This is a genomic window from Brevibacillus reuszeri (genome assembly GCF_001187725.1).
Lineage (GTDB): Bacteria > Bacillota > Bacilli > Brevibacillales > Brevibacillaceae > Brevibacillus > Brevibacillus reuszeri.
Map to the genome: position 1 here is coordinate 883,806 of NZ_LGIQ01000005.1, position 13,207 is coordinate 897,012.

General features: G+C 47.8%; 11 protein-coding genes. 3 read left to right on the top strand and 8 right to left on the bottom strand.

Features of this window, described 5'->3' with window-relative positions:
- Nucleotides 1-48: 48 nt before the first annotated feature.
- The 6 genes from ADS79_RS07815 to ADS79_RS07840 form a co-directional block, all read right to left on the bottom strand.
- Nucleotides 49-1,476, bottom strand: a complete 1,428-nt coding sequence (locus ADS79_RS07815; RefSeq protein ID WP_049737839.1) for an FkbM family methyltransferase — start codon at nucleotides 1,474-1,476, stop codon at nucleotides 49-51.
- 23 nt (nucleotides 1,477-1,499) lie between these two features.
- Nucleotides 1,500-2,606, bottom strand: a complete 1,107-nt coding sequence (locus ADS79_RS07820) for a glycosyltransferase family 4 protein (RefSeq protein ID WP_049737840.1) — start codon at nucleotides 2,604-2,606, stop codon at nucleotides 1,500-1,502.
- On the bottom strand, nucleotides 2,603-3,559 hold the full coding sequence (locus tag ADS79_RS07825; RefSeq protein WP_049737841.1) for a GDP-L-fucose synthase family protein: 957 nt from the start codon (nucleotides 3,557-3,559) through the stop codon (nucleotides 2,603-2,605). The genes ADS79_RS07820 and ADS79_RS07825 overlap by 4 nt, the downstream gene beginning before the upstream one ends.
- 32 nt (nucleotides 3,560-3,591) lie before the next feature.
- Entirely contained in the window at nucleotides 3,592-4,833 is a 1,242-nt protein-coding gene (locus ADS79_RS07830) for a glycosyltransferase family 2 protein (protein ID WP_049737842.1), read from the bottom strand.
- Nucleotides 4,830-5,816, bottom strand: coding sequence for a GDP-mannose 4,6-dehydratase (locus ADS79_RS07835; RefSeq protein ID WP_049737843.1), 987 nt, complete (start codon nucleotides 5,814-5,816; stop codon nucleotides 4,830-4,832). The genes ADS79_RS07830 and ADS79_RS07835 overlap by 4 nt, the downstream gene beginning before the upstream one ends.
- A gap of 147 nt (nucleotides 5,817-5,963) precedes the next feature.
- Entirely contained in the window at nucleotides 5,964-6,758 is a 795-nt protein-coding gene (locus ADS79_RS07840) for a hypothetical protein (RefSeq protein ID WP_141261054.1), read from the bottom strand.
- A 199-nt stretch (nucleotides 6,759-6,957) separates the two neighbouring features.
- Here ADS79_RS07840 and ADS79_RS07845 point away from each other — a divergent pair, with 199 nt between their 5' ends.
- Complete coding sequence (locus ADS79_RS07845; RefSeq protein ID WP_236699911.1) at nucleotides 6,958-7,539, top strand: hypothetical protein; 582 nt, start codon at nucleotides 6,958-6,960, stop codon at nucleotides 7,537-7,539.
- Here the strand turns inward: ADS79_RS07845 and ADS79_RS07850 are convergent.
- Nucleotides 7,536-9,287 carry a phospho-sugar mutase gene (locus ADS79_RS07850; RefSeq protein WP_049737845.1) on the bottom strand — a complete coding sequence of 584 codons (1,752 nt, stop codon included), beginning with the start codon at nucleotides 9,285-9,287 and terminating at the stop codon, nucleotides 7,536-7,538. The genes ADS79_RS07845 and ADS79_RS07850 overlap by 4 nt on opposite strands.
- Nucleotides 9,288-9,630: 343 nt before the next feature.
- On the opposite strand from ADS79_RS07850, the gene ADS79_RS07860 reads away from it, so the two are divergent.
- A complete protein-coding gene (locus tag ADS79_RS07860; protein ID WP_049737847.1) occupies nucleotides 9,631-10,602 on the top strand; it encodes a GDP-mannose 4,6-dehydratase in 972 nt (323 codons plus the stop codon).
- Between the two features lie 70 nt (nucleotides 10,603-10,672).
- Here ADS79_RS07860 and ADS79_RS07865 read toward each other — a convergent pair whose 3' ends face one another.
- Nucleotides 10,673-11,791, bottom strand: a complete 1,119-nt coding sequence (locus ADS79_RS07865; protein ID WP_049737848.1) for a deoxyribonuclease IV — start codon at nucleotides 11,789-11,791, stop codon at nucleotides 10,673-10,675.
- 383 nt (nucleotides 11,792-12,174) lie between these two features.
- Between ADS79_RS07865 and ADS79_RS07870 the strand changes: the two genes are divergently transcribed.
- Nucleotides 12,175-13,200 (top strand): asparaginase, encoded by a 1,026-nt coding sequence (locus tag ADS79_RS07870; RefSeq protein ID WP_049737849.1) that lies wholly within the window; start codon nucleotides 12,175-12,177, stop codon nucleotides 13,198-13,200.
- Nucleotides 13,201-13,207 lie beyond the last annotated feature (7 nt).

Sequence of the window (13,207 nt, forward strand, 5' to 3'; positions counted from 1 at the left end):
ATGGCTAGCAGTAGCTGCCACGTTTCCTGGCCCTTTTTTATAGGGAACTCAGAGCTGAATCGTTTTGTTTGTGCAGAATAAATCACCATGGAACGGCTTGATGAGCTCCAGCAGTTCCTGGTAGGTACTGATTTTGACGAAGGAATCATCCCTTTTGATCAAATAAACATGATGGTAGAGAGAAAAGATGCGTACAAAAAGCTCGTTGGGATCTTTGGCGAAATAGCCACGCAAATTGTCAGGATTAAATTCAATCACCAAATCAGGATCGAAATGCTGCAAGGTCTGAATGGCACCGGCTAAAGCCTGAACCTCCGAGCCCTCCACGTCGATTTTGATCAGGTCGATTCGGGATAACTGATTGTCTGCTACCCAGTCATCCAGACGCGTGCAGGTGATCGTATTCGTTGCCGCAGAGGTTGCTTCGCTGGCGATGAAGGACCAACCGCCACCACGATCTACCTCGCAAAATTCGATGGTTCCGTTTCGATCAAATACGCCAAGTGGAACGGACTCTACATTTTGAATGTGGTTCTCCTCCAGCGTTTTCGTTAAAAAGCTGTAGTTGACGCTGGATGGTTCAAAAGCGTACACCTTGCCGGCAGAGGCAAGATAGCTCAGGGCGAGTGAAATAGTGCCGAGATTGGCGCCGATATCGAGACAAACATAGTCGGGCTGAACCACTTTTTTCAACAGCTTGATTACATAATCCTCGTACAGGCCATCAGCCATTTCTACGTAATGAAGAACGCTTTGGTCTGAATGGCTGCCGTGGATCAAAAAGCTTTTCTGGTCGAAGGGCAGGCGGAACTGGACCGTTTTTGTCGCACTCAATGTCAGTGGAGGATGAATGCGAATTATATCATTTCTTACCTCAAAATGAAGGTCAGGACGCAGGGTAGCAACGTATTGCTGCAATTCCTGAATGGTCGGATAATCGTTGAGCAACGGATTTGGTCCGATAAAGCAGCGGGCATCGTCGATCAGAATGACATGATTTGTGATGGAATGAGATAAAATGGTGGCCAGTTCCTCTAGAATAGGTGTATCAAGATTGCCTTTTGCTGACTCTATGGAAAGAGGGATGTAATGACCGTCGAGCCAGAACAGGCAGGGCTCGTTGATTGTCTCCAATACGCGCGGAAGCACTTTGCCGCTGTCTCCGTGCAGGATCGATATATGAGGCTCTGCCGCAAAGTTGTTTTTGGCTGCCAGGAACAGGGCATCGTCCAATTCAACGGAATAGATCTGAGAGAATTCCTGCTTCTGGGCGGCTACCATGTATCCGTGAAACGTTCCTGTTTCGATCAGTGTTCCCAGCTTAAACCGGGCTCCATATTCTTTGACAGCGGCAGTTTTCACATCATAAGGAGGCGATTCCAAAATCCAGAAATCCCAGGCCTCCTGCGCGGTCAGACCAGCAGGTACGCGCATTTCCGTTTGCCACATATGGCGAATTTCATTCATTCGCGACATAATCATACTCCTTTCTGAAACGATTATTTCCCAGCGACACGATGGAGGACTGACAACGTTTGTTGTGCGCATTTTGTCCAGGAAAACCGGCTTGCCTGCGCAATGCCCTTTTGAATCAGGTCTTGCCGCATCGTTTGATCGTGTATTTCTACGATTTTTTTGGCGATATCCTCTGGAGACATAGGATCGAACTGCAGAGCAGCATCACCCACAATTTCGGGGATACTGCCAGAATTGGAGCAGGTGATGGGAAGCTCAGTCCGCATCGCCTCAACCAAAGGAATACCGAAGCCCTCAAAAAGCGAGGGGAAGCAGAGGAAGTACGCGTTCCGGAACACGTAGGGCATTTCATTTTGAGGAATGTAATCGAGCCATGTAATCTGATTTTCTAAGTGATGCATGGCAATCGAACTCATCACTTGCCCATGGGCTTCCTGTGGGGCGCCGGTGAAAACCATGTGAATCCGTACCTTGTGTACGTCGCGCAAATGAGCGATGGCTGCAAGCAGGCTGACGTGATTTTTATGCCACCACGTATTGGCTGGATAAAAGCCGTAATGATCAGGTAATGCGTACTTTTGTTTGACATGCTGGTTCATCGCCGCATCAAACGGAAGTGAGAACTCATGCGCAGAGTCGAGATGGATGGCATGAACCTGATGGGCTGGTAACCCGAATTTGTCAATCATGCTTGCCCGTGAAAACTCGGAAAGCGTCAGTACGGCATTGGTTCGCAGAGCTGATGCCTGATAGGTTGTTTTTCTCCAGGACAATTGATTTGCGTCAAAAAATTGCGGATAGTACTCATGTTGAATGTCCGGAATGTTTATCACACTCGGAATAGAGACATCGTATGGATTTAGCACCAGCAAGGGACAAAACCACAGATCCAGCTGCAGACTCCGAATCCAGTTATGGAACTGGCCGTGAGAATCGATATGGTCATGTATCATGACCTTTTGAATTTTGGAGTGATTTGGAAATGTATGGTAATTGGTTTTTGTCAGAAACAGAAACCACTGATTTTGGTCGTGGGTTTGGATCGAGTAGGAAAGCAGATTGCGTACGTACTGCTCCATCCCCCCGATTTTTCCTGGGATGCAAGCAAGCAGGTTAACGCCAATTCTCATGGAGACTTCACCCCGTTGCCCACGACATGCTGACAGTACCATGCAATCGTTTTTTGCAAACCCGTTATAAGCGGCGTGCTTGCCTCAAAGCCGAAAGCTGTTTTTGCTTTGCGTGTATCGAGCTGTCTGCGTGGTTGGCCATCCGGTTTTTTCGCATCCCAAACGATGCTTCCATCATAGCTGCAGAGCTCCTGTATCGTTTCTGCCAGACGTCGAATCGTTGTCTCTTCGCCAGAGCCGATGTTGATGGGATCGGAGGAATCGAATAATTCCGTAGCGTTAATAATGGCAAGTGCTGCGTCCTCTACGTAAATAAATTCGCGGGTGACGTTGCCGGTTCCCCACAGGACAATCTCCCTTTCCTTTCGTTGCTTTGCTTCGACGCATTTTCGAATGATCGCCGGGATCACATGAGACGTTTCGAGGTCGAAGTTGTCATGTGGACCGTACAAATTGACGGGTAGCAAATAGATGGAGTTAAAGCCATACTGCTCACGGTAAGCCTGTGATTGCACCAGCATCATTTTTTTAGCCATGCCGTAGGGGGCGTTCGTTTCTTCCGGGTACCCGCTCCACAGGTCTTCTTCCACAAAAGGCACTGCCGCGAATTTGGGATACGAGCAAATCGTTCCGATCGCCACAAACTTTTCTACGCCAAACAGTCTAGCTTGCTCCATTAATTGCGTGCCCATAATCAGATTGTCATAGAAAAATTTGCCCGGATTTTTCTGGTTGGCGCCGATCCCGCCTACGACAGCCGCGAGATGGATAATGATTTCTGGCTTGAAGGCTTGCAGCATGTGGCGGATGTCGTCTTCTTTGCGTAGGTCAAAGTCGCGACTTCGGGGTACAAACACGTGCTGACACTTCCTGGCTTGAAGCTGATCGACGACGTGTTTGCCCAGAAATCCTGCTCCGCCGGTAACGACGATTCGTTTTTCCGACAGATTCATGAATGCAACACCTTCCTTTTTTGGGGAGTAACTCATAAAGACGGTATCGGATGACGGTTCTTCAACAACCAACCAGCGACTTGCTGGGGATTTTTCTTGTACTGCAAATAAAATTGATGCTCATCTGCGGACAGGGGAAATACGTGCTGGACTTGAAAGCTGACAGACTGGCGAATCGACTCGTCTTCTGGAAAGGAAATGATTTGCTGGCGGCTGCATACGAGTTCAACTGTAGACTCAGGATCGTGGACAGGCAGCGTGATGCACGTCTCAAATTGTCCCACAGGAATGACATGGAAGGTGGAGGGGACATTGTTGATCAGTACATGAGCGTGTACTGGCTGGTTGAACAAAAGATTTACACCCTTGATGAGCAGTGCCTGCATGGGACGTAGCGGGTCGACATACAAGGATAAACGGTAGCGTGGCGGAATCCATGAATTAGGATAACGGTTGCTGTCCACCAAAATGGGGGTATTTCCAAAAATCTTGTGTGCCTTAAACAGATCGAGGAACCAGTACACGCCTTTTTGCGGATAATGGGTTAAGAAATGATACAGCCAGTCGTTCGCTACGGCTCCAAAATGACGGATGCTCGTCTTGAGGATTTCGGGAAGTCCCAGCTCAATCTCCAAAGCAATGGACTTACAGGCAGCATGTAGGCGGGAGGCTGCAAGAAAATCCCCAATGTGACCAACCTGATGAGTTTTGGAAATTCTCATCCACAGATCATAATCCATGCAATAATGAAGCGCCTCATCGACACCGCCGACTGCTTGAAATACATCTTTTCGCACAAAAGCGGATGGCTGGCAAATGATGCAGAATGAAAACAGGCCTTGGCGTGTAAAGGGCTTCGTAGGGTATACACTGATGAATTTGCTTTTCTCATCAATGTGGTAAGCGTTGCCGTACACCATCGACCAAGCAGGATTCAGGGTCAAGGCATGCATGGCTTTGGAAACAGCCCCTGGCAAGTAAGTATCATCTGAATTTAACCATCCGATAATCTCGCCCTTCGCCATATTCAAGCCTTTGTTAATGGCATCCGATTGGCCGCGGTCCGGTTCGGATACATAGCGAAAACGTTCGCCTAAATAATGGTAGCTGCGCAAAGTGTCCAGGGTTCCATCGGTTGAACCTCCATCTACCACGATATGCTCGATATGGGGGTAATCCTGCATAAGCACACTTTCAATGGTTTGTTTGATGAAGCCTGCCTGATTAAAGGAAGGGGTAATGATGCTGATCAGAGGAAGTCCCTGATGACTCATTCGTTGTCTCCCTCCTTTTGTTTCGTGCAGCGCAGAATGCTTCGCCAGTATTGAAGCAAGTCCTCCATTGTTTGATGAAAGGGAATTTCTGGTTTCCATCCCGTTTTCTCCTGAAACAGACTCGAGTCACCGAGCAGAACGTCAACATCGGAAGGGCGAAGTCTTTTGGAATCAACCCGAATCTGTACATTGGCTGTCGTAAAGGTAAGGAGTGTTTGCAGAACTTCTTCAATGGTTCGCGTCGTCCCGGAGGAAATATTATAGACACTGCCTGGCTCTCCATGTGTGAGAGCTAGCCAGTACGCCTTGACGACATCTCTGACATCTGTGAAATCACGTCTGGCCTGCAGATTTCCCACATCGACAAAGGGAGGCTGCAAGCCTAGTTCGATTTGTGCAATTTGTTTCGCGAAATTGGATGTCACGAAGTGTTCGCCGCGTCTTGGACCTGTATGGTTGAAGGTGCGTGTTCGAACGATAGGTAGACCATAGCTTTGAAAGTACTGATAGCCGAGGAAATCCTGGGCGATTTTACTAACTGCATATGGGCTGAGTGGACGCAGCGGATTATTTTCTTGTACCGGAATTTCTCCTGGATAAACCATGCCGTATTCTTCACTTGAGCAAGCTACTTGAATTTTGCAATCCACGTCCCATTTTCGTACGGCTTCAAAAAGATGAAGTTGACTGACGATATTGTTCATCAGCGTATCTGCCGGAGAGTTCCAGGAGGTGGGGACAAAGCTTTGTGCTGCGAGATGGTAGATCTGTTCTGGACGGGAGAGCTTGATCATCTGATCGACAGCATGGGGGTCCTTCAATTCGCATTCGACTAGCGTAATTTGGTCTACTAGATGCGAAATATGGTCCATCCGGCTGCGTGCGCGGTATGTTCCATAGATTTCGATATTGCCGCGGGCGAGCAAATACTCAGCCAAATGACTCCCAGCAAAGCCGGTAATGCCCGTAATGAGTGCTTTCAAGAGGCGCCCCCCCTTGTTCATGATGTTCCTTACAAAGCAAGCTGGATAATCATTTGTCAAGGAAGCAGATGCTTTATATATAGTAAAATCAACCGCATGCTGGCACGGCGAATGTCTTCTTGTTCGAGATCGATCACGAAAAGCTTGCTAGGTGGCGGGGACCCACTGACTGGTCAGATAATCAAAAAAGAAAAGGGTGGAGGAGTCTCGAGCAGAAAGGCGAGGAGAAAAAAAGTATTTCAAAAATTGCTTAGCAGCGCCTTGAAAATGCAGGGAGCAGACATAGAGCAGCTCATCGGTTCCCACCTTTTTGCAATAGAGCTGGTTATTGAGAAGGTACACCTTCTTTTTGCCGGCCAATTGCTCTAGTGGGAACAGGTAATCTGGTAAGGGACAGTTCAGGTTATGATCGAAAAAGCAGTCAGAAAAAAGGCCAAAGCATTTTGGGAGCTCCGGGTGATCAAGATGAAAGAGATCGCACAAAATCATATCGGATAGCAGACCATGCCCAAGCTTTTTAGCGTAGAACATGGCCCTAGAAAGAAGGGCGGGAGTTTGAAACTGCTTCATTACGTAGCTGCAAAAGTCGTATGCCATTTCGCGGGAGACAAATGAAGTCCATGAAAATTCCATGGAAAAGGAGTGAAAGTCGGAAGAATCAATGGAAGTGTACAAAAGTACATCAGAGTCTAGTACCAGGCAGCTGTCCAGACTTTGCAGATGCATAAAGTCCTTCAGGATAAACCAGCGTTGAAAATTAAAGAGGCTGTAGGCATATTGATTCGTGGATCGGTGCTGATAAATAGGTTTAAATTGCTGAGCGCTTGAGAAGTGATCGCTGATTAAGAAATGCTCAATACTTCCATGACACATAGATCGCGTGTCTGGTGTTCCAAGGAGGATGACACGAGAAGATTTATTGCTGAGCTTTGCTTGCTGCATACTGTAGACTACATGATCTTGCGGATTTTGCTGAAAAAAGATAATGGGTATACCCATTGGTTGCACTCCTTTCCCTGACTCGTTCATTCTATGAATACGCAAATGCTTGGAATTGCCCTTTTTTAAATAGGGAGCAGAAGACTAATACATTTAGACGAAATACGATGAAGGAGAGAGGGAGCAAAAGGAGGCTATCCTAATGGATTCCATTAATCTCTATGAGAAACGCATTTTTTCACAAAATGGTGAAGACGGTATCCTCGAAGAGCTGTTTTCTCGTATTGGGACGATCAACCGCTATTTCGTAGAATTCGGGGTACAGAGTGGTCTCGAGTGCATGGCCAAAAATTTAGTTTGCTCGCATCACTGGTCTGGGGTCATGATTGAGGGGCACCCACTGAACTACCAGCATCTGCGAGCCAATTATGCTTCATTCCCTAACGTCATTACTCACTACTCTTTTATCACAAGAGAAAATATTACCGAGATCTTCTCACAACTGCACGTGCCGAGAGAATTTGACCTGCTTTCGATTGACATAGATGGTATTGATTACTGGGTGTGGAGAGAACTGGCTGCTTACAAGCCACGTGTCGTCATTATGGAGTACAATGCGTCCTTTCCACCTCCGCTAAAGATGGTAGTCGCTTATGACCCTCAATTTATGTGGAATGGAACGACATATTTTGGTGCCAGCCTCACATCCTTGACGGAACTGGGCAAGCAGCTCGGCTATGCATTGATTGGGACTGACTGGAGCGGCCCCTATTTGGAAATTTAGCTGGGCAAATGGCCGCGCAGAAATGCAAATACATGCTGTTTCAAGGTCGCAAGCTCATGCTGTGCCCGCTCATCAGAGAATTCCTTGACGCCGAAGTAAAGTTTTAGCTTTGGCTCAGTACCCGAGGGACGGATGCAAAACCACGCTTCCTTTTCCAGGTGGAATTTCATCACGTGGCTTTTGGGTAGGGAGAGCGTGGAGGCTTCACCGGACAAGAGCTCTAGACGTATTCCTGTCTCATAATCCTCGATAGCTGTGATGCTTCGGTTGCTGATGGTGCCGGGCGGATTACTGCGGATGGATGAGAGCAGGGTTGCCATTCTTTCCATCCCGTCTTTCCCGGCGTACGTAACTGAGACCAGGTCTTCCCGATAGTAGCCGTGTTTCTGAAAAAGCTGCTGTAAATGCTCATAGAGGCTTCTGTCTTGCGAGAGCTGATGGGCACAGGCATCAGCGAGTAAATAGGCGGCTTGCACACCATCCTTGTCACGAACGAAATCACCGTATAAATAACCGCAGCTCTCTTCTAGTCCGAATAAAAAATGATACTGCTTGGTTTGTTCATATTCGTATATTTTTTCACCGATGTACTTAAAACCCGTGAGCGTGTCTACTGTGTCAATCTGATAGGCTGCTGCGATCGCACGGACCATCTCAGAGGTTACAATCGTTTTTACGACGACGCTATTTGCTGGGAGGCTGGTGCTCTCGGCTTTTTTTTGTAACAAAAGATAATCAAGCAGAAGCACGCCTACCTGATTGCCAGTCAGGATCACATGCTGATTAGGCCCCGTCCGAACAGCAACACCGAGTCGATCGCCGTCCGGGTCTGTACACATAATCAGGTCAGCTCCCTTTTTGCGGGCAAATTTCAAGGCGAGTCTGAAGGCATCCGGGTTTTCGGGATTCGGTGAGCTTGCATACGTAAATTCAGGATCTGGATTTGCTTGCTCAGGCACGACCCTTACTTGTTGGAAGCCACGCTCCGCCAGTCCATGCAAAATTGGGTCGTGCGTAGTGCCATGCAAAGGGGAAAAAACAATACGCGGCTGGTGTGTTTGCAAGTCGAGGCGAGCAGAGGAAAAGCGAAGCTGCTCCTGAGAAGCCAGATACGCGTCAAATATCTCATTCTCTACCATGTAAAGAGACCCGGATTCGAGCAATTCACTTTCATTGGTGATCTCGACAAGCAGCTCATCGCCCACTTCATCCATTTTTTCAAGAATTCGTGACGCTGTATGGGGCGGGATTTGTCCTCCGTCACTGCCGTATATTTTATAGCCGTTATATTCGGGAGGATTATGGCTGGCAGTGATCACGACTCCTGCACAAGCACCGAGATGGCGCACCGCAAATGAGAGCAGGGGTGTTGGGGTCAATTTGCTGAATAAGCAAGAAGTAATGCCTTGCTGACCAAGAACTTTAGCGGTTTCCAAGGCAAATGTGTGAGAGTCCTGCCGGGAATCGTAAGCAATGACGACCTTCAGCGAGGCAGCATCTGGATTTTGCTCAAGCAAATAGCGGGCAAGGCCAGCACTCGCTTTGCGAATCGTATAAATATTGATGCGATTGGTTCCGGGTGCCATAATTCCGCGCATACCGCCAGTTCCAAAGGCAATCGATGTATGAAAACAGTCCTCCAGTTGGGTAACATCGCTTTGGAGCGTATCTAAATGCTGCCGTAGCGCAGGATCGAGGGAGGCAAACTCATTCCAGCGTGAATAATTGATTTGCCAATCAGCTTGCATGATTTCTCTTCACTCCTTATCTGAAAAAGGTCGTCGTTACTTAAGGTATTACTGGTGCCAGCAGGGAGTGAAGCTTTGGCGTACTTCGACATGAATGGAGCGGCTAACGAGTATAATTTTGGTAAAACCTTCACGATGGTTCAAAAAGCGGATGGCAAGTGTTCCATACCACCTCTCAGATGGTATGGGATTATTTGTCTCGTAAGGGATCACTCTTTGTTTACTCCCGTCACTATCTTTGGCATAGAACGCATCAGAATGGTCTGGCATATGCTTAAAAGGTGGTCAATGGAACTTTCGGGAGAGGAAATCTCGACAGAGCTTTAGGAAGGGGGAAGTGTTGATGAAGACGGCTTTCCTTACAGGTATCACCGGACAAGACGGTGCTTATCTGGCGAAGCTATTGTTGGAAAAAGGGTATCGGGTGGTTGGACTCGTTCCTCGTCGCAGCACTGTGGACAGGTGGCGACTGGAATACTTGGGGATTGCCGATCAAGTGGAATATAAAGACGGAGATTTGCTTGATGGTTCATCGTTGACGCGTGCGATAAAAGCGTGTAAGCCTGACGAGGTCTATCATTTGGCTGCCCAAAGCTTTGTGGGCTCGTCGTGGGAACAGCCGATTCTTACTGCACAAGTGACGGGGCTGGGTGTCCTGCACGTATTGGAAGCGATCCGTGAAACCAACCCCGGAATAAAAATGTATCAAGCTTCGTCTAGCGAGCTGTATGGGCTGATTCAAGACCCGATGCAATCAGAAGCCACCCCTTTTTATCCACGCAGTCCATATGCTGTTTCCAAGCTGTTTGGATATTGGATGACGAAAAATTACCGAGAAAGCTTCCAAATGTATGGTTGTAATGGCATCTTGTTTAATCATGAATCACCACTGCGCGGGTTAGAGTTTGTGACCAGAAAGGTAACATATGCTGTTGCCAGAATCGCGAGCAGAAAGCAAAAGGAGCTGCGCCTGGGTAACATTCATGCAAAACGGGACTGGGGCTTTGCAGGCGATTACGTCGAAGCGATGTGGCTCATGCTTCAGCAGGAGAAGCCGGATGATTATGTCATCGCTACGGGGAAGACGTCTACGGTAGAGGAAATGTGCAAGATCGCTTTTGATTATGTCGGGCTGGACTACCAGGATTATTTGGTGATCGACCCACAGCTTTATCGACCGGCAGAAGTGGATGTATTGCTGGGCAATCCGGAAAAAGCGAAACAGGAATTAGGCTGGTCACCAAAAACGAATCTGGAGCAACTCATTCACATGATGGTAGAAGCTGATTTGCAGCGAATTGCAAATACCTCATAATTCCATCGTTGGAGATAAGAGAAGAGGCTGCGCAGTGGCAGCCTCTTCTTTGATTAAGGAATATAGTTGGTTAAAATGCTTGTTTTCCTGCAAACCAGGCGACCATGCGCTGATTGATCTGTTCTTCGCTCAGTTCCTCGAACAGCTTTGCATCTACGATCATGTCATATAGTCGTTCCATTGGTTCACGACCGTCAGCCTTTTTCGCTTTGGCGTCGTTTTTGAGCAGGTTCCAGGTGTTTACGACAAACAAACGGCGGTCTATCTCATGCTTGTGGAAGAAGAACTCCAATCGCTCTACGTGATCCAGGAAATCGCTGCCGAGGCGACTCTCCACGTTTCCGCGAAGCAAAGCGATTTCTGCCTCGTACATAGGGCGCTCATTGCCTTTTTCCTTCGAAATCCAAGGCGTCTCCAGAATGAGCGGCAGGTGGCGGATTTTCTCGTGATCGACGATATATTTCATCGCATCAAAGCCAATCAGTCCAGCACCTACTGGCGCATGGCGGTCCTTGCCTGCAGCTCGGAAGTTTTTACTGTCGTTCAAATGGACAACGGAAAGACGATCCAGTCCGATGATCCGATCGAATTGTTCCAGCACGCCGTCGAAGTCGTTGACGATATCGTAGCCGGCATCGTGAATATGGCATGTATCCATGCACACCCGCAGCTTGCTGTTGTCTTCTACTTTTTCCATGATGCCTGCAAGCTCTTCAAAGCTTCGGCCAACCTCAGTCCCTTTGCCAGCCATCGTTTCAAGAGCGATGTTTACATCCGTGTCCTTAATGCCGGTCAGCACTTCGTTCAGACCCTCAGCGATTCGTGCAACACCGTATTCTGCATCCTTTTCGGTAAAAGCACCAGGATGAAGCACAATGTTTTTCACGCCAAGGTAGTCCGTGCGGCGAATTTCCTCCTGTAAAAAGCGTACAGCAAGCTCATAGGTATCGTCTTTATAGGAGCCCAGATTGATGATATATGGCGCATGGACGACAATTTCTTTCATATCGTGCTTGTCCATGAGCTCTTTTCCTTCTGCGATGAACTGCTCTTCAATCGGTTTGCGGCGAGTATTTTGCGGGGCGCCCGTATAGATCATGAACGTACTTGAGCCATAGGCAGTGGCTTCCTGGGCAGCATTCAGAAGACCTTTACCTGAAAAAGATACGTGTGAACCTATTTTCAACATAGATTGAAATCCCTCTTTCTTTCTATAAGAATGTGCACGGTTTACTAATCAAATCTCTATACATAAAGGTAACGTAAGATCCTCATTTCGTCCAATGGGAAGATCGTCTTGTATGGATTGGAACCCCTATTTCCTGAATGATTGGGAAAAAGGGGTATTTCTATTCGTATTTCATAAAAAATCAACCTATTAACAGAACGTAACAACCTATTTATATAAAGTGGTCATCCCATTAGAGGCGATAGGGAGAATTCAAGCCAGTCCAGATTATTGATAATAGGCTGAAAATTCCCCTTTGTGGGTTGATTGTCAATGTTGGCACAGACCTTGCTTGTAAAGAAAAGTACAAACATTCCAATATTCACAGTCAAAGGAGACTTCTTATGAACGTGGTAGCAAACGTATATCGGGGAGAAAAGATCGAAAGCTCCCATCTCGGTCATATCGCTGTTGTCAATTCAGAAGGTAAACTGCTTTATTCATATGGTGATCCGTATCGCCTAACATACGCACGCTCCAGCATGAAGCCGTTGCAAGCCATCCCAATCATCGAAACAGGGACGGCAGATCGCTATCAATTGGAGCCGGCAGACTTGTCTCTATGCTGTGCGTCGCATAGCGGAGAGCCTCGCCACCGCTCGCGTGCAATGTGGATGCTGGAGCGCGCAGGGCAGCCGGAGGAAGTATTGCAATGCGGCACTCATGTACCACGTGACGAAGAGAGCTACAAGCAGTTGATTCGTGAAGGCAAATCACTCACACCAATCTATAGCAATTGCTCAGGCAAACACTCGGGAATGATCGCAACTGCTACACATATGGGAGAGGACGTTGCAACGTACCATCTGCCAGAGCATCCAGTCCAACAGCGTATTCTCGATGTCGTAGAAGACTTGACGGGCTATCCAAAAGAAAAGATTTATATGGGAACGGATGGCTGCGGTGTTCCGGTCCATGAATTGCCACTGGCCAACTACGCTTGGGCATTTGCCAAGCTCGCAAAGCCTGAAGTGATTTCTAATCCGGAGAGACAGCAAGCTGTTATCCGGGTTACGGATGGGATGACCAGTCACCCTGAAATGGTAGGAGGAAATAACCGCTACTGCACCGATCTGATGACAGCTTTTCAGGGCAGAATCGTCGGAAAAGCAGGTGCTGAATCCGTGTACTGTCTGGGTGATCGTCAAACCGGGCTTGGGGTTGCAGTGAAGATCGAGGATGGAGGACCACGCGCCATCAATCTGGTTGTCAACGAAGTGCTGCGCCAGCTCGGAATAGGCATCGATGGACCGCTCAATGATCTTGCAGAATACACCAATCCTGCAATCACTAACATGAGCGGCAACGTTGTCGGACGTATCGAAGCGGCGTTTACGCTCATCGCAAAAGATGAGTCCTTACGTGCATAAATGGCAT